The following is a 15,061-nucleotide window of genomic DNA, read 5'->3' as shown; positions in this document are numbered from 1 at the left end:
CTCTGGCGGGACGGGGCGCTTTGGTGAAATCCCCTGCCCCGTTGCGCCTAACCTCCTGGCAGACAAGGAGGTGCGCGATGCTTGACGATATCTCTGCCCGACTGGCCGAGCGGATCGGTGATCCCGGCCTGTTGCCCGGCTCAGGTGATTTTGCGGGTGACGGCAGGCTGGCGGTTCGCGATCCGGCAACCGGCGCGGTGGTGGCCAAGGTCGCGATCAGTGACAGGGACGGCGCGCGCGCCGCCGTCGATGCCGCGCAGGCGGCATTTCCCGGCTGGTCGGCCATGCTGCCGCAGGACCGCGCCGCGATCCTGCATCGCTGGTACGGGCTGATCCTGGCCGCGAAAGAGGATCTGGCGCGGATCATGGTGGCCGAACAGGGCAAGCCGATCAGCGAGGCGCGGGGCGAGATCGACTATGCCGCGAGCTTCGTGCAGTTCTATGCCGAAGAGGCGTTGCGCCCGAATATCGAGGGTGTCACCAGCCACCTGCCCGATGCCGAGATGGAGTTGTGGCGCGAACCCGTGGGCGTGGCCGCGCTGGTCACGCCGTGGAACTTCCCCTGCGCCATGATCACCCGCAAGGCGGCGGCAGCCCTTGGCGCCGGCTGCAGCGTGGTCATCCACCCCTCGGCCGAGACGCCCTTGTCGGCCCTGGCGCTGGCGGTGCTCGCGCGGCGGGCGGGGTTTCCCGCCGGCGTCGTCAACACCGTGATCGGCGATGCCGCCGGCATCGTCGGCGAATGGACGGCGGATGCGCGGGTGCGCGCGCTGTCCTTCACCGGCTCGACCGAGGTCGGGCGGCTGCTTTATCGCCAGTCGGCAGAAACGGTGAAGCGGCTGGTGATGGAACTGGGCGGGCACGCGCCCTTCATCGTCTTCGAACATGCCGATCTGGATCGCGCCGTTCGCGAAGGTATCAAGGCGAAATTCGCCACTTCGGGGCAGGATTGCCTCGGCGCCAACCGCTTCTACATCCACCGGCCGGTCTATGCCGAATTCTGCGCCCGGTTCGTGGCGGCGGTCGAAAAGCTGACGCTGGGTCCCGGCATGGAGGACCCGGATATCGGGCCACTGATCCATGACCGGCAGATCGACAAGCAGAAGGCGCATGTCGCCGATGCGCTGGCCAAAGGCGCAAGGCTGCTGACCGGCGGTAATGTGGACAAGGCGCGGGGGCCGCTGTTCTTCCGCCCGACCGTGCTGGCGGATGTGCCCGACGAGGCCGCGATCATGCGCGAGGAAACCTTCGGCCCGGTGGCCGCACTGTCGGTCTTTGACGCGGAGGACGAGGTCTATGCCCGCGCCAATGCCAGCGAATACGGGCTGGTGGCCTATGTCCACAGCCTTGACCCGCGCCGCATCTATCGCGCCACCCGCGCCCTGCAATACGGCATGGTGGCAGTGAACCGCACCAAGGTCACCGGCGCGCCGATCCCCTTCGGGGGAATGAAACAGTCGGGGCTGGGGCGCGAGGGCGCGCGCCAGGGCCTCGAGGCGTTCACCGAAATCAAATATGTCTGCCGCGACTGGGGATGAAAGGACGAATACCATGCTGACCAATGACGAGCTTGCGAAATGGGACCGCGAGAATTTCCTTCACCCCTCGACCCATCTGGGCCAGTTCGCCCGCGGCGAGGCCCCGCAGCGGATCGTGACCGGCGGTGAGGGCGTCTTCATCACCGACCGCGACGGCAACCGCCTGCTGGACGGCTTTGCCGGGCTTTACTGCGTGAACGTGGGTTACGGGCGGAAGGAGATCGCCGAGGCCATCGCCGATCAGGCACGCGAACTCAGCTATTACCACGCCTATGCCGGGCATGGCGCGGAGGCGAATATCACCCTGGCGAAGATGGTGATGGACCGCGCGCCCGATCACATGGCCCGGGTCTATTTCGGGCTGGGCGGATCGGATGCGAACGAGACCAACATCAAGCTGGTCTGGTATTACAACAACATCCTCGGCCGGCCGGAAAAGAAGAAGATCATCAGCCGCTGGCGCGGCTATCACGGCTCGGGGCTGATGACCGGGTCGCTGACCGGGCTGGAGCTGTTCCACAGGAAGTTCGACCTGCCGCTGGCGCAGGTGATCCACACCGAGGCGCCCTACTACTATCGCCGCCCCGACCTGAGCCTGAGCGAGGCGGATTTCACCGCCCATTGCGTCGAGAGGCTGGAGGCGCTGATCGCCGCCGAGGGTGCCGGGACCATCGCCGCCTTCATCGGCGAGCCGGTGCTGGGCACGGGCGGGATCGTGCCGCCGCCCGCCGGCTACTGGCCGGCGATCCGGAAGGTGCTGGATCGTCACGACATCCTGCTGATCGCCGATGAGGTGGTGACCGGCTTCGGGCGGCTGGGAGCCATGTTCGGCAGCGATCACTTCGGCATGAGGCCGGATCTGATCACCTGCGCCAAGGGGCTGACCTCGGCCTATGCGCCGCTGTCGGCCTCGATCGTCGGGCAGCGGATGTGGGAGGTGCTGGTCGAGGGCACGGATGAACATGGCGTGCTGGGCCATGGCTGGACCTATTCCGCCCATCCCATCGGCGCGGCGGCCGGCATCGCCAATCTGAAGCTGATCGACGAACTGGGTCTGGTGCGGAATGCCGGCGAGACCGGCGCCTATCTGGTCGCATCGATGCGCGAGGCCGTGGGCGCGCATGCCCATGTCGGCGAGGTGCGCGGCGAGGGGATGCTGTGTGCGGTCGAACTGGTGGCCGAGCGCGAGAACCGGCGCTTCTTCGAGCCGGCCGAGGGCAAGGGCGCCAAGGTGGTGGCGGCGATGCTGAAGCGCGGGGTGATCACCCGGGCGATGCCGCAGGGCGACATCATCGGCTTCGCGCCGCCCCTGTGCCTGAGCCGGGCCGAGGCCGACCAGATCGTGGCGGTGACGAGGGACGCGATTGCCGAGGTACTGGGATAGGCAGCAGCCCCGGGGGCGATTTGCGTCCCGCGATGGCCGGGGGACTTCGCGTCCCCCGGACCCCCTGCGAGGTATTTGGAAAGAGTGCGAGGGGCGACCCTTCCGGATCCCGACACGCAACCCATGCCGGCCCCTGCAGACATGGCAAAAGGCCGCGCCTTTCCGGGCGCGGCCTTGCAAACCGTCGGGATCGGCAGATCCTACTTGATCTTGCCTTCCTTGTATTCGACATGCTGACGCACGACCGGATCGTATTTCCGGACCGTCATCTTTTCAGTCATCGTGCGGGCATTCTTCTTGGTCACGTAGAAGTGACCGGTCCCGGCCGTCGAGTTCAGCCGGATCTTGATGGTCGTCGGCTTCGCCATAGTCGTCGCTCCTGCTTCGGGGCGAGTCGCGGCTGCGAAACCCCGTGGAATTCGTCTGGAACCCGCCTTTTATTCGCGGCGGATGCGAAGTCAACCGCGAATCGCGGAAAACTGCGCCCACGCCATGCGGCTGATGGCAGATATGCATCTGATGCGCGGAGGGCCTGTAAGCCGGATTCTGTCCTCCGGGGTCTCCGGAGGGATGGCCATTCCTCTGGCCCGGCCGTTGCCGGCCGGATCAAGCTGCCTACCCGGACCTGCTGGGGCAAGGCGGCCCTGCGGATCGCTCCGCGCGCGGTCCCTATTCGGCATTGCTCCCGGTGGGGCTTGCCATGCGGGGGCTGTTGCCAGCCCCCCGGTGGGCTCTTACCCCACCGTTTCACCCTTACCCGCAGGCGCGGGCGGTCTGTTCTCTGTGGCGCTTTCCCTGGGGTTGCCCCCGCCGGGCGTTACCCGGCACCGTCGCCTCATGGAGTCCGGACTTTCCTCGACGGCAGATGCCGCCGCGGCCATCCGGCCCTCCGCGCAGCCCCGATATGGCGGCGATCCGGGCGGCGGTCAATGGGGCTGCCGCGCTGGTTGCCGCGCCGGCCCGGAAATCCCCTGCTCAGTCCTCGAGCGGCCGCGGTTCGAGCACCAGAACCGTCGGGCGCCGAGGCAGGCTGGAGGGCGAGACGGTGATCTCGCTGGCGCCGGCGCGCTCGATCAGGAACTGGCCGGACATGCCGGAGAGAAAGCTGCCGAGTCGCGCCTCGGAAAACCAGTGCATCGGCAGGACCAGCGAACTGCGCAGCCGCGACACCACCCGCATCATCGTGCCCAGATCCATCGTGTAGCTGCCATCGACCGGCACCATCAGCACGTCGACCCGGCCGAGTGCGGCATATTGCGCCTCGTTCAGTTCCTGATGCAGATGGCCAAGATGGGCGATGCACAGCCCCGCCGCCTCGAAGACGAAGATGGAGTTGCCGTTTTCCTCGACCGTGCCGAAGCTGCGGATATCGCTGGTGACATTGCGGATCAGCACATCGCCAAGTTCGAGATGGTGGTCGGCGGGCAGGCCGAAGCTGTCGGACCAGCCGCGCAGCACCTGTCCGATCCCCTCGACACCGTCGGTCCAGTGGCTGGAATGGGCGCGGTTCATGGTCGCGACATCGGGCAGGAAGGTCGTGGGGCCAAGATAGCCGTTGTAATCGGTGACGATGCTCAGGCCGTCCCCGGTCCGGATCAGGAACATCGAATGTCCGATATAGCCGATCCGCACCGCGCCGTCCGGCACCGGATCGCGCCAGGTCGCAGGTTGAATGTACTCGATCCCCGGGGCTGCGTCGGCAATGGCGATGCAATGGCTCAGCCGGCGCGACTGCGCCCCGGCCGGGACCGCCATGGCGAGGGACAGAATGGCCAGAAGCAGGCTGGCAAGGACGGCTTTCAGGGGCATCGCCGGCAACCTTTCGGGATCGGCCCAGCATAACCCCGCAGGCGCGCTTTCCCAAAGTCCGGGCGCCGCGCCGGCCTCACTTCCCCGTGAGGCCGGCGGCGGGCTATGTCTGCCGCAAGGCCGCCCGCGCCGCCGCCTCGCTGTCATAGATGGTCTGCCGGCGGCGCGGCTCCAGCGTCTCGCCCAGACGGCGGCGCAGGAAGGCCGAGGTGGAATAGCGCGTCACCTGCCGGTAGAGCCGGCTTTCCAGATCGCCGACCATTTCGGCCCAGTCCTGCTGGATGCGCTCATCGATCCGGAACAGGTCGTAATTGACCACCACATCGACGCGCCGGCCCAGCCCCGACAGTTCCGCTTCGACCCGCTGCCGGACGGCGCGGATATCGGCCAGATCACGGATCGTCATCCGCGACAGGTTCACGAACAGGATATCCTTGCCGGGATCGAAATGGACCCGGCGCGACAGCGGGATCTCCAGCAGGTCGTCGCGTAGGCCCATCGGCGCGTCGGTGAAGATGCGAGCATCCATCCCGGTCGGCAGATCCATCAGCGGCGCGAAGCCCATCAGCGGCAGGATGTCGCGGTCGGGGTCGATGCCGGGCGCGATCTCGACCAGGCGCAGCCCGTCGGGATCCAGCTGCAGCACGCAGCGTTCGGTGACGAACAGCACCGGCCGGCGCAGGCGGCGCGCGCGCGGCCCCGAGAAGGTGATCTGCTGCACCGCCTCGATGAACTTGCGCGCCCGCCCCTCGCTGCGGATCTCCAGCCGCCCCGCGCCCGGGCGCACGTCCAGACCGCCGGCGGTGAAGCTGCCGGCAAAGACCAGCTTGCGGGCGTTCTGGCTGATATTGATGAACCCGCCCGAGCCCGCCAGCCTTGTGCCGAAGCGGCTGACATTGACATTGCCCAGCTGATCCGCCTCGGCCATGCCCAGACAGGCCATGTCGAGGCCGCCGCCGTCATAGAAATCGAACTGCTGGTTCTGGGCGATGATCGCCTCGGTGTTGATGGCGGCGCCGAAATCCAGACCCGAGGCGGGTTGCCCGCCGATCACGCCCGGCTCGGCGGTCAGGGTGACGTGATCCAGCAGCCCTTCCTCGGCGGCGACGGCGGCCACGCCCTCGGGCATGCCGATGCCCAGATTGACCACGCCGCCAATGGGCAACTCAAACGCGCAGCGCCGGGCGATCACCTTGCGGATATCCAGCGACAGCGGCGCCACGCCACCCTCGGGCGCCCGGTAGCGGCCGGTGAAATAGCGGTTGTATTGCGAGGCATAGGTCTGCGGGTGCTGCTCGGGCGGGGCCTCGACCACGGCATCGACCAGCGCTCCGGGGATCTCGACATCGCGGGCGCAGAGGCTGCGGGCGGCGACGATCTGGTCCACCTGCACGATCACCACGCCGCCGGAATTCTTGACCGCCATCGCCTGGGCGAGATTGTCGAGGATCAGCGCCTCGCGCTCCATGGTGATGTTGCCGCGCTCATCCGCGGTCGAGCCGCGCAACAGCGCCACGTCGATCGGCAGGGCGTGGTAGAAAAGGCGTTCGACGCCGGCGATGGTCACCAGTTCGACCAGATCCTCGGCGGCGGCCTCGCTGATCCGGCCGCCGCCCAGTCGCGGATCGACGAAAGTGTCCAGCCCGACATGGGTCAGCGTGCCGGGCTTGCCGGCCGCGATATCGCGATAGAGATGGCTGATCACGCCCTGCGGAAAGTTCCAGCCGGCGATCTCGCCCCGCACGGCGCGGGCGGCAAGCGCCGGGATCAGGCCCCAATGGCCGCCGATCACGCGGCTGACCAGCCCCGGGGCGCAGAGCCGGTCCAGCCCGCGCCCCTTGCCGTCGCCCTGCCCGGCGGCGAAGATCAGGGTCAGGTCGCGCGGATGGCCGGCCTCGGCATGCCGGTCGGCCAGGGCATTCAGAAGGCAGTCGGGGACGCCGGCGCCGACAAAGCCCGAGGTTGTGACGGTATCGCCGCTATGAACCAGAGCCGCGGCATCGCGCGACGAGACGACCTTGTTCGGCATCGGAATCCCCCCTTTGCCCCTGCGGCTTGAAGGAAGATTAGCGCCGGCAGCGTTTCACGCAAGCCGGCCGCTTGGGCTTTGGCCCCGGTCGGGTTACTTGACCCGCACCCAGGTCTGGCTCTTGCACAGCAGGCCGCCGGCGACGCAGCCGGCAAGGCTCAACTGGTTGCCCGAGACGCTGGCCTTGCCCTGATAGACCTTGTTGTTCGCCGGACGCCAGACCTTGCCCTCATAGCTTCCGCCGCCCTTCGGCGCCATGTCGATGACGATCTGGCGGCCAAGGTTGGGCGACTTGTATTCGGCCTTGTCCTTGAAGGTGCGGCTGATGGTGCCGCAGAAGGCGCCGCCGCAGGGCGCGATGGTGACGTGGGCGAAAGATCCCTCGTCGGGCTGGGTCTGCCACAGGCCCTCGATCGGGTCGGCGCCGGCGGCGGTGGCGGCCAGCAGGAATGCGGCGGTGATGGCGAATTTTCTCATGATCCCTCCTCCCTGGGGAATGCGCAGATCACCTTGCGCCGCAGAGCTTTGCCGAGGCAAGGCTGACGTGGGGTCCGACCCTTCCCCTTTGCCCCGCAAAATGCAAAAGGGGGCGCAACGTCACGACTGCGAGTATCCAGATGATCCTTTATCCCGCCATCGACCTGAAGGACGGCAACTGCGTGCGCCTGCTGCGCGGCGACATGGAGGCCGCGACCGTCTTCGGCAGCGACCCCGCCGCCCAGGCCCGCGCCTTTCAAGACTCGGGCGCCGAATGGCTGCATCTCGTGGACCTGAACGGCGCCTTCGCCGGGCATCCGGTCAATGCCGCGGCGGTCGAGGCGATTCTGGCGGCCATCGACATCCCGGCCCAGTTGGGCGGTGGCATCCGCGACATGGCAACCGTCGAGGCATGGCTTGACCGCGGCCTCGCCCGGGTGATCCTGGGCACGGCGGCGGTCGAAAACCCCGATCTGGTGCGCGAGGCGGCGGATGCCTTCCCGGGCCGCATCGCGGTCGGGATCGACGCCCGCAGCGGCAGGGTCGCCACGCGCGGCTGGGCGACCGAAACCAATGTGATGGCGACCGATCTGGCGCGGCGTTGCGAGGATGCCGGGGCGGCGGCGATCATCTATACCGATATCGACCGCGACGGCGCCATGCAGGGGCCGAATATCGCCGCGACCGAGACCCTGGCCCGCGCGGTCAGCATTCCGGTCATCGCCTCTGGCGGGGTGTCGTCCATGGCCGACCTGACGGCTCTGGCCCGCACCGGGGTCATCGCCGGCGCCATCTCGGGTCGCGCCCTCTATGATGGCGCGCTGGATCTGGCCGAGGCGCTGGCGGCGCTGAACAGCTAGCCGCGGGCGCCCCGACCGATGGGCCGATTGCTTCGGCCCGGCGGCGCGGCTTACTTGGCCGGCACGAAAGCGGCAAGATTGGCGAAAGCCCTGGCGGTGGCTTCGCCACCCGTGCTGTGGGCATTGGGGGCGACCTGCGTCGCAGCGTCATTATGGCCCGCAAGTGCAGCCAAGCCGGTGGTCAGAGCCTCGATTCCGGTAACAACGGCGTCCGGGCGGTTCTGGCAGTCAGCGTGGTGGGTCATTTCTCATTCCTTCGGATAAAACAGTAGCTTCGCGCGCTTGCCCATGAGATATGCTGCGGGCGCTAACACGACCAGAGGCCCGGACAGCAAAGGCGGTATGCCCCCCACGCAACACTCGGGGGGTCGCAATCCGCGTTCGGTTCCCCATGCAAGCTCTGGCCGTTGCGGGCTTTTCGATCTAGAACGCCCCGACCCGAGGAAAAAGGCCACCCTGCCATGCTGAAGACCCGGATCATTCCCTGCCTCGACGTGGCCGATGGCCGCGTCGTCAAGGGCGTCAATTTCGTCGATCTGATCGATGCCGGCGATCCGGTCGAGGCGGCGCGGGCCTATGACAAGGCCGGCGCGGACGAGATCTGCTTTCTCGACATCCACGCCACGCACGAGAACCGCGGCACCATGTTCGATCTGGTCACCCGCACGGCCGAGCAGTGCTTCGTGCCGCTGACCGTCGGCGGCGGGGTGCGCAGCCACGAGGATGTGCGCGCCCTGCTGCTGGCCGGCGCCGACAAGGTCAGCTTCAACTCGGCCGCCGTGGCCGACCCCGATGTGGTGGCCGGGGCCGCAGACCGCTTCGGCAGCCAGTGCATCGTCTGCGCCATCGACGCCAAGACCGTCGCCCCCGGCCGGTGGGAGATCTTCACCCATGGCGGGCGCCGGTCCACCGGCATCGACGCGGTGGAATTCGCCCGCACCGTCGAGGCGAAGGGGGCGGGAGAGATCCTGCTGACCAGCATGGACCGCGACGGCACCCGCGCCGGCTTCAACCTGCCCCTGACCCGCGCCATCGCCGATGCGGTGGGCATCCCGGTCATCGCCTCGGGCGGGGTCGGCACGCTGGATCATCTGGTCGAGGGCGTGACCGAAGGCCATGCCAGCGCCGTTCTGGCCGCCTCGATCTTCCATTTCGGCACCTTCACCATCGCCGAGGCCAAGGCCCATATGGCCGCCGCCGGCATCCCGATGAGGCTGACATGAGCGCGCTTGAACGGCTTGCCGCCACCATCGAGGCCCGCAAGGCCGCCGATCCCGACAGCAGCTGGACCGCGAAACTGCTGGCCAAGGGCCCCGAGAAATGCGCCGAGAAATTCGGCGAAGAGGCCGTCGAGGCGATCATCGAGGCGGTGAAGGGCGACCGCGAGAAACTGGTCTCGGAAGCGGCCGACGTGATCTTTCACCTGCTGGTCATGCTGGCCGCGCGGGATGTCACGCTGCAGGATGTGGCGACCGAACTGGCGCGGCGCGAGGGGATTTCGGGCCTCGCCGAAAAGGCCGCACGACCGGCACCCCGCTGATCAAGACCCAGCCGCCTGCCGCGCCGTCCAGACTGTCAATACACTTTCCCTTGGGTTGTCCTCCGCGCTATAAGCGGCACAACGGCCCCGCCACAGAACGCGGCCGATTTAATGGAACAAGCCAGAGGACGGCATGAGCAAGGATTCCGAAGACGGCAAGCATCACGAGGGCGACGTGGCCTTCATCCGGTCTCTGGCCGAATTGCTGAACGCCAGCGAGCTGAGCGAAATTTCGGTCAAGCGCGACTATGGCGAACATGACCGCCTGACGGTCAGCCTGTCCAAGCATGGCAAGCAGATCGCCGTCGCCGCCCCGGTCGCGCCGGCTGTCATGGCCGCCCCTGCGGCCGCGCACGCCCCGGCCGCCACCGCGCCCGCCGCCGCCGGCGACGACCCCGCCAGCCTGCCCGGCGCCGTGACCTCGCCGATGGTCGGCACGGCCTATCTGTCGCCCGAACCCGGCGCCGCGCCCTTCGTGCAGATCGGCCAGAGCGTCGCCGAGGGTGACACGCTTCTGATCGTCGAGGCGATGAAGACCATGAACCACATCCCCGCCCCGCGCGCGGGCACCGTCAGGCGCATCCTCGTGGATGACGGCACCCCGGTCGAGTTCGGCGCCCCCCTGATGGTCGTCGAGTGAGGCGGCCATGTTCGACAAGATCCTGATCGCCAATCGCGGCGAGATCGCCCTGCGCGTGATCCGTGCCTGCCGCGAGATGGGAATCGCGTCGGTCGCGGTCCATTCGACCGCCGATTCGGATGCGATGCATGTGCGCATGGCCGATGAATCGGTCTGCATCGGCCCTGCCCCCTCGGCCGCAAGCTACCTGTCGATGCCCGCCATCATCTCGGCCTGCGAGATCACCGGCGCGCAGGCGATCCATCCCGGCTATGGCTTCCTGTCCGAGAACGCGCAATTCGTTCAGATGCTGGAAGACCACGGCATCACCTTCATCGGCCCGCGCGCCGAACATATCCGCATCATGGGCGACAAGATCACCGCCAAGGACACGATGAAGGCGCTTGGCGTGCCCTGCGTGCCCGGCAGCGCGGGCGGCGTCGACGATGTCGAGACGGCGAAGACGGTCGCGGCCGAGATCGGTTACCCGGTCATCATCAAGGCCACGGCCGGCGGCGGCGGGCGCGGCATGAAGGTCGCGCTGGACGAGAACGGGTTGGAGGTCGCCTTCCGCACCGCCCGGGCCGAGGCCAAGGCCGCCTTCGGCAATCCCGATGTCTATATCGAGAAATACCTGCAGAAGCCGCGCCATATCGAGGTTCAGGTCTTCGGCGACGGCAAGGGTCGCGCCGTGCATCTGGGCGAACGCGACTGTTCGCTGCAGCGCCGCCACCAGAAGGTTCTGGAAGAGGCGCCGGGCCCCGTGATCACCCCCGAGCAGCGCGACGAGATCGGCCGCATCTGCGCCGAGGCCGTGGCCCGGATCGAATATGCCGGCGCCGGCACCATCGAGTTCCTGTTCGAGGACGGCGAGTTCTATTTCATCGAGATGAACACCCGCCTGCAGGTCGAACATCCCGTCACCGAGGCGATCTTCGGCGTCGATCTGGTGCGCCAGCAGATCCTGGTCGCCGCCGGCGAGGAGATGGAATTCGAGCAGGACCGGCTCAGCATCCGCGGCCATGCCATCGAGGTGCGCATCAATGCCGAGAAGGTGCCGGGTTTCAGCCCCTGCCCCGGCCGCATCAGCCAGTATCACGCGCCCGGCGGTCTGGGCGTGCGGGTCGATTCGGCGCTTTACGACGGCTATTCCATCCCGCCCTATTACGACAGCCTGATCGGCAAGCTGATCGTCCATGGCCGCGACCGGCGCGAGGCGCTGGCCCGGCTGGACCGCGCATTGGGCGAATTGATCGTGGACGGGGTCGATACCACCGTGCCGCTGTTCAGCGCCCTGCTGGCCGAGCCGGACATCCAGACCGGCAACTATTCGATCCACTGGCTCGAACGCTGGCTCGAGCAGAAATTCGGCTGACCGGCCGCCGATGCTGAGCGCCTCGCAATTGCTTGCGGGCTATGCCCGCGGCGTCTTTCCCATGGCCGAAAGCGCCGGCGATCCGCGGCTGTTCTGGTTCGATCCGCCACGGCGCGGGGTGATCCCGGTGGGCGGGGTCCATGCCTCGCGATCGCTGCTGCGCGAGTTGCGGCGCGGCGGCTGGTCGGCGCGGCGGGACGGGAATTTCGACGCGGTCGTGGCGGCCTGCGCCGATCGCGACGTGACCTGGATCAACGCCCCGCTGGCGCGGCTCTATTCCGACCTGCACCGCACCGGCCACGCCCATGCCATCACCGTCCTCTACGAGGGGGATTTCGCGGGCGGATTGTTCGGCGTCACCCTGGGATCGGCCTTCTTCGGGGAATCGATGGTCTCGATGCGCCCGAACGGCTCCAAGATGGCGCTGCTCTGGACCTCGTCGCATCTGGCACGATGCGGCTTTACGCTCTTCGACACGCAGTTCCTGACACCGCATCTGGCGCGGATGGGCGGGATCGAGATTCCACGGGACCGCTATCACGAGGGTCTGGCCCGGGCGCTGCGCCTGAAGGCCGATTTCCGCGCCGCAGAACTGCCCGACGCCGATCAGCTCTGGCAGGAAATCACCCAGACGTCGTAGCGCGCATCATCCAGCGCCGACAATGCGGGCGAACTGGCAATCATCCAGCCGCTGAACAGGGTGACGTTCTGCGACAGATCGGTGACGGTCAGTTGCGCGAAGGCGTCCGAACTGGGATTCCCGGCCGGATAGCGACACTCGCCCAGGCGCACCTCCAGCCGGCCATAGCGGACCGCCTCGCCGACCCCAAGGCGGATATCGGAGGTGCGGCCCGAAATCTTGTCCAGCCCGCGCAGCAATGCACCATCGGCGCGCGCCACCTCCTGCGCCGCGGCGGGAAGGGCAAGGGCTAACGCAAGCGCGGCGGAAAGCATCCGGATCATGGCTAGCCTTCACCGTCCTGCGCCTGGCTGTCGACGAATTTCATCATCAGCTGGATCAGGCTGACCGCGCCCTGCACCTCCTCGATCTCGTCTCCGGGTGCAAGGTTTTCGAGGCTGCCGCCCGGCTGGATCTGGATATAGGCGCCGCCCAGCAGGCCATCCGACTGGATGATCGCGGCGCTGTCGGCAGGCAATACCACATCGTCGGGGATGCTCAGGGTCGCATCGGCCATATAGGTCTGCGGATTAAGCCCGACCCCGGTCACCCGCCCGACCTTGACCCCCGCCAGCCGCACCTCGGTGCCGATCTCGACACCATCGACATCGGGGAATGACGCCGTCAGCTCATAGCCGCCCCGCCCGGGCAGATCACCGCCCGTCGCCCAGATCAGAAACCCGGCGGCAACGGCCAGAACCATGCCACCGGCGATCAGTTCGGCCCGATGCTCGGCACCAGCGGTCATCTATTCGGGCTGCCACGCGTCATAATCGCGCCGGACGGCGGGTTCGGCCCGGTAGAGCGAGCCATCAGGGTGATAGGCCGCGGGCGAGCCGGTCAGGTTCGGCCGATGCGGCTTTTCCCAGGTCCTGTGCGCCAGCGGAACCTCGGTCGGCGGTTCGTCCCAGGTATGGTGCAGCCAGCCATGCCATTCCGGGCTGATCTTGCTGGCCTCGGCCTCGCCCTTGTAGATGACCCAGCGGCGCTTGCCGTCCTTGGTCTGATAGAAGACGTTGCCCTGCTCGTCCTCTCCGACTTTCCTGCCGTTCCGCCAGGTCCAGACCTGCGTGTTGATGGTCTGGCTGTTCCACCAGGTCAGGACACGAAGCAGCGTGGATTTGACGGACATCGGCACGGACCTCATTCTTCCGGTTCGCTCGAGATATGGCGCAGTTTGTCCCTGACGTCCAGCCTTCGCGGTGAGGCGTCTCGCCGCGCAGTTCCTCGGAACGACCGGCCGCCAGGGCCGATCCCGTCCGGGCGGAAACACCGGCCAAAAGCCCGGCCCGGACAGGCCGCGCGTCCGCCGGGTCCTTGGCCAATCAGCCGGCCGAGGCGCTTTCCTTCTTCTGATCGGCATGGATCAGCAGGGGCGTGACGGCCGCGTTCTCGACCGCGTCCTCGTTGACCACCACCTCCTCGACGCTGTCGAGGCCCGGCAGTTCGAACATGGTATCCAGCAGGATATCCTCCATGATCGAGCGCAGCCCGCGGGCGCCGGTCTTGCGCTTGATCGCGCGCCGGGCGATGGCGTCCAGCGCGTCCTCGGTGAAGGTCAGTTGCACCCCTTCCAGATCGAACAGCCGCTGATACTGCTTGACCAGCGCGTTCTTCGGCTTGGTCAGGATGGTGATCAGCGCCTCCTCGTCCAGATCGGTCAGCGTGGCGATCACCGGCAGGCGGCCGACGAATTCCGGGATCAGGCCGAATTTCAGCAGATCCTCGGGTTCCAGCTCCTTGAACAGCTCGCCCACGCCGCGGTCGTCGTTTTCCTTGACTTCGGCGCCGAAGCCCATCGCCGTGCCCTTGTTGCGCTGCGAGATGATCCGCTCGAGCCCGGCGAAGGCGCCGCCGCAGATGAACAGGATATTGGTCGTGTCCACCTGCAGGAATTCCTGCTGCGGATGCTTGCGCCCGCCCTGCGGCGGCACCGAGGCGACCGTGCCCTCCATGATCTTCAAGAGCGCCTGCTGAACGCCCTCGCCCGAGACATCGCGGGTGATCGAGGGATTGTCCGACTTGCGCGTGATCTTGTCGACTTCGTCGATATAGACGATGCCGCGCTGCGCCCGCTCGACATTGTATTCGCTGGCCTGCAGCAGCTTCAGGATGATGTTCTCGACATCCTCGCCGACATAGCCGGCCTCGGTCAGCGTGGTCGCATCGGCCATGGTGAAGGGCACATCGAGGATCCGCGCCAGCGTCTGCGCCAGCAGCGTCTTGCCGCAGCCGGTCGGGCCGATCAGCAGGATGTTCGACTTGGCCAGCTCGATATCCGATTTCGAGCCGTGGTTCAGCCGCTTGTAATGGTTGTGCACCGCGACCGACAGCACCCGCTTGGCATGTTCCTGCCCGATCACGTAATCGTCCAGGACCGCGCAGATTTCCTTCGGCGTCGGCACCCCGTCGCCGGATTTCAGCCCCGAGGTCTTGGTCTCCTCGCGGATGATGTCCATGCACAGCTCGACGCATTCGTCGCAGATGAACACGGTCGGCCCCGCGATCAGCTTGCGCACCTCATGCTGGCTCTTGCCGCAGAAGCTGCAATAGAGCGTGTTCTTGCCGTCACCGCCGGACTGGTTCGCCATCGTCCACTTCCTTCGTTGCCGCCTGCCCCTTGGCCCGACGGGCGGCCGCGGGTCCGTCCCCGCCCACCGCTTTTGCCATCGCCGCGGCGGCCATCCCGGCCGCCACGATCGCTTCGCGCCATGTTAGGAGCGACATGCCGTCGTCACAATCCCCAACCGG

General features: G+C 67.3%; 17 protein-coding genes and 1 other RNA gene. 8 read left to right on the top strand and 10 right to left on the bottom strand.

Annotated elements, in window-relative coordinates:
- Nucleotides 1-77: 77 nt before the first annotated feature.
- Nucleotides 78-1,538 (top strand): NAD-dependent succinate-semialdehyde dehydrogenase, encoded by a 1,461-nt coding sequence (locus tag KNW02_RS04330; protein ID WP_216032041.1) that lies wholly within the window; start codon nucleotides 78-80, stop codon nucleotides 1,536-1,538.
- Between the two features lie 13 nt (nucleotides 1,539-1,551).
- A complete protein-coding gene (locus KNW02_RS04325) occupies nucleotides 1,552-2,922 on the top strand; it encodes an aspartate aminotransferase family protein (RefSeq protein ID WP_216032040.1) in 1,371 nt (456 codons plus the stop codon).
- A 200-nt stretch (nucleotides 2,923-3,122) separates the two neighbouring features.
- Here the strand turns inward: KNW02_RS04325 and rpmG are convergent, their stop codons facing one another.
- The 5 genes from rpmG to KNW02_RS04300 all read right to left on the bottom strand — a co-directional run bounded on the left by rpmG (nucleotide 3,123) and on the right by KNW02_RS04300 (nucleotide 7,237).
- Nucleotides 3,123-3,290: a 50S ribosomal protein L33 gene (rpmG, locus tag KNW02_RS04320; RefSeq protein ID WP_022707377.1), complete on the bottom strand. Its 168-nt coding sequence runs from the start codon at nucleotides 3,288-3,290 to the stop codon at nucleotides 3,123-3,125.
- Between the two features lie 151 nt (nucleotides 3,291-3,441).
- Nucleotides 3,442-3,815, bottom strand: an RNA gene (gene rnpB, locus KNW02_RS04315) — RNase P RNA component class A.
- A gap of 82 nt (nucleotides 3,816-3,897) precedes the next feature.
- On the bottom strand, nucleotides 3,898-4,731 hold the full coding sequence (locus tag KNW02_RS04310; RefSeq protein ID WP_216032039.1) for an MBL fold metallo-hydrolase: 834 nt from the start codon (nucleotides 4,729-4,731) through the stop codon (nucleotides 3,898-3,900).
- A 103-nt stretch (nucleotides 4,732-4,834) separates the two neighbouring features.
- Nucleotides 4,835-6,760: an acyl CoA:acetate/3-ketoacid CoA transferase gene (locus KNW02_RS04305; RefSeq protein WP_216032038.1), complete on the bottom strand. Its 1,926-nt coding sequence runs from the start codon at nucleotides 6,758-6,760 to the stop codon at nucleotides 4,835-4,837.
- A gap of 93 nt (nucleotides 6,761-6,853) precedes the next feature.
- Nucleotides 6,854-7,237 (bottom strand): DUF2147 domain-containing protein, encoded by a 384-nt coding sequence (locus KNW02_RS04300; protein ID WP_216032037.1) that lies wholly within the window; start codon nucleotides 7,235-7,237, stop codon nucleotides 6,854-6,856.
- Nucleotides 7,238-7,377: 140 nt separating this feature from the next.
- Here KNW02_RS04300 and hisA point away from each other — a divergent pair, with 140 nt between their 5' ends.
- The gene (hisA, locus tag KNW02_RS04295) at nucleotides 7,378-8,097 is read left to right on the top strand and encodes a 1-(5-phosphoribosyl)-5-[(5-phosphoribosylamino)methylideneamino]imidazole-4-carboxamide isomerase (RefSeq protein WP_216032036.1); all 720 of its coding nucleotides are present in this window, start codon (nucleotides 7,378-7,380) and stop codon (nucleotides 8,095-8,097) included.
- Nucleotides 8,098-8,147: 50 nt separating this feature from the next.
- On the opposite strand, the gene KNW02_RS04290 is transcribed toward hisA, so the two are convergent.
- Nucleotides 8,148-8,342, bottom strand: coding sequence for a hypothetical protein (locus KNW02_RS04290; RefSeq protein ID WP_216032035.1), 195 nt, complete (start codon nucleotides 8,340-8,342; stop codon nucleotides 8,148-8,150).
- Between the two features lie 216 nt (nucleotides 8,343-8,558).
- Here KNW02_RS04290 and hisF point away from each other — a divergent pair, with 216 nt between their 5' ends.
- From hisF to aat, 5 genes are all read left to right on the top strand, one after another.
- Complete coding sequence (hisF, locus tag KNW02_RS04285; RefSeq protein WP_216032034.1) at nucleotides 8,559-9,320, top strand: imidazole glycerol phosphate synthase subunit HisF; 762 nt, start codon at nucleotides 8,559-8,561, stop codon at nucleotides 9,318-9,320.
- A complete protein-coding gene (locus KNW02_RS04280) occupies nucleotides 9,317-9,637 on the top strand; it encodes a phosphoribosyl-ATP diphosphatase (RefSeq protein WP_216032033.1) in 321 nt (106 codons plus the stop codon). The genes hisF and KNW02_RS04280 overlap by 4 nt, the downstream gene beginning before the upstream one ends.
- Nucleotides 9,638-9,770: 133 nt before the next feature.
- Entirely contained in the window at nucleotides 9,771-10,277 is a 507-nt protein-coding gene (gene accB / locus KNW02_RS04275; protein WP_216032032.1) for an acetyl-CoA carboxylase biotin carboxyl carrier protein, read from the top strand.
- A 7-nt stretch (nucleotides 10,278-10,284) separates the two neighbouring features.
- On the top strand, nucleotides 10,285-11,631 hold the full coding sequence (gene accC / locus KNW02_RS04270) for an acetyl-CoA carboxylase biotin carboxylase subunit (RefSeq protein ID WP_216032031.1): 1,347 nt from the start codon (nucleotides 10,285-10,287) through the stop codon (nucleotides 11,629-11,631).
- A gap of 10 nt (nucleotides 11,632-11,641) precedes the next feature.
- The gene (aat, locus tag KNW02_RS04265) at nucleotides 11,642-12,271 is read left to right on the top strand and encodes a leucyl/phenylalanyl-tRNA--protein transferase (RefSeq protein ID WP_216032030.1); all 630 of its coding nucleotides are present in this window, start codon (nucleotides 11,642-11,644) and stop codon (nucleotides 12,269-12,271) included.
- Here aat and KNW02_RS04260 read toward each other — a convergent pair.
- The 4 genes from KNW02_RS04260 to clpX form a co-directional block, all read right to left on the bottom strand.
- Nucleotides 12,238-12,594, bottom strand: coding sequence for a DUF2155 domain-containing protein (locus KNW02_RS04260; protein WP_216032029.1), 357 nt, complete (start codon nucleotides 12,592-12,594; stop codon nucleotides 12,238-12,240). The two genes, aat and KNW02_RS04260, sit on opposite strands and share 34 nt — an antisense overlap.
- A gap of 2 nt (nucleotides 12,595-12,596) precedes the next feature.
- Nucleotides 12,597-13,058, bottom strand: coding sequence for an outer membrane lipid asymmetry maintenance protein MlaD (mlaD, locus tag KNW02_RS04255; protein WP_216032028.1), 462 nt, complete (start codon nucleotides 13,056-13,058; stop codon nucleotides 12,597-12,599).
- Nucleotides 13,059-13,442: an NADH:ubiquinone oxidoreductase subunit NDUFA12 gene (locus KNW02_RS04250; RefSeq protein WP_216032027.1), complete on the bottom strand. Its 384-nt coding sequence runs from the start codon at nucleotides 13,440-13,442 to the stop codon at nucleotides 13,059-13,061.
- Nucleotides 13,443-13,635: 193 nt separating this feature from the next.
- On the bottom strand, nucleotides 13,636-14,901 hold the full coding sequence (clpX, locus tag KNW02_RS04245; RefSeq protein WP_216032026.1) for an ATP-dependent Clp protease ATP-binding subunit ClpX: 1,266 nt from the start codon (nucleotides 14,899-14,901) through the stop codon (nucleotides 13,636-13,638).
- Between the last annotated feature and the right edge of the window lie 160 nt (nucleotides 14,902-15,061).

This window comes from Paracoccus marinaquae, assembly GCF_018860165.1.
Lineage (GTDB): Bacteria > Pseudomonadota > Alphaproteobacteria > Rhodobacterales > Rhodobacteraceae > Paracoccus > Paracoccus marinaquae.
This window is presented reverse-complemented; position numbering and strand designations above follow the sequence as displayed.

Excerpts from the sequence above, each read along its gene's own strand:
- hisA (WP_216032036.1), top strand. The coding sequence starts at position 7,378 with ATGATCCTTTATCCCGCCATCGACCTGAAGGACGGCAACTGCGTGCGC.
- KNW02_RS04310 (WP_216032039.1), bottom strand. The coding sequence starts at position 4,731 with ATGCCCCTGAAAGCCGTCCTTGCCAGCCTGCTTCTGGCCATTCTGTCC.
- accC (WP_216032031.1), top strand. The coding sequence starts at position 10,285 with ATGTTCGACAAGATCCTGATCGCCAATCGCGGCGAGATCGCCCTGCGC.
- KNW02_RS04300 (WP_216032037.1), bottom strand. The coding sequence starts at position 7,237 with ATGAGAAAATTCGCCATCACCGCCGCATTCCTGCTGGCCGCCACCGCC.
- clpX (WP_216032026.1), bottom strand. The coding sequence starts at position 14,901 with ATGGCGAACCAGTCCGGCGGTGACGGCAAGAACACGCTCTATTGCAGC.
- KNW02_RS04305 (WP_216032038.1), bottom strand. The coding sequence starts at position 6,760 with ATGCCGAACAAGGTCGTCTCGTCGCGCGATGCCGCGGCTCTGGTTCAT.
- KNW02_RS04325 (WP_216032040.1), top strand. The coding sequence starts at position 1,552 with ATGCTGACCAATGACGAGCTTGCGAAATGGGACCGCGAGAATTTCCTT.
- rpmG (WP_022707377.1), bottom strand. The coding sequence starts at position 3,290 with ATGGCGAAGCCGACGACCATCAAGATCCGGCTGAACTCGACGGCCGGG.
- KNW02_RS04280 (WP_216032033.1), top strand. The coding sequence starts at position 9,317 with ATGAGCGCGCTTGAACGGCTTGCCGCCACCATCGAGGCCCGCAAGGCC.
- aat (WP_216032030.1), top strand. The coding sequence starts at position 11,642 with ATGCTGAGCGCCTCGCAATTGCTTGCGGGCTATGCCCGCGGCGTCTTT.
- KNW02_RS04290 (WP_216032035.1), bottom strand. The coding sequence starts at position 8,342 with ATGACCCACCACGCTGACTGCCAGAACCGCCCGGACGCCGTTGTTACC.
- KNW02_RS04260 (WP_216032029.1), bottom strand. The coding sequence starts at position 12,594 with ATGATCCGGATGCTTTCCGCCGCGCTTGCGTTAGCCCTTGCCCTTCCC.
- KNW02_RS04330 (WP_216032041.1), top strand. The coding sequence starts at position 78 with ATGCTTGACGATATCTCTGCCCGACTGGCCGAGCGGATCGGTGATCCC.
- mlaD (WP_216032028.1), bottom strand. The coding sequence starts at position 13,058 with ATGACCGCTGGTGCCGAGCATCGGGCCGAACTGATCGCCGGTGGCATG.
- hisF (WP_216032034.1), top strand. The coding sequence starts at position 8,559 with ATGCTGAAGACCCGGATCATTCCCTGCCTCGACGTGGCCGATGGCCGC.
- accB (WP_216032032.1), top strand. The coding sequence starts at position 9,771 with ATGAGCAAGGATTCCGAAGACGGCAAGCATCACGAGGGCGACGTGGCC.
- KNW02_RS04250 (WP_216032027.1), bottom strand. The coding sequence starts at position 13,442 with ATGTCCGTCAAATCCACGCTGCTTCGTGTCCTGACCTGGTGGAACAGC.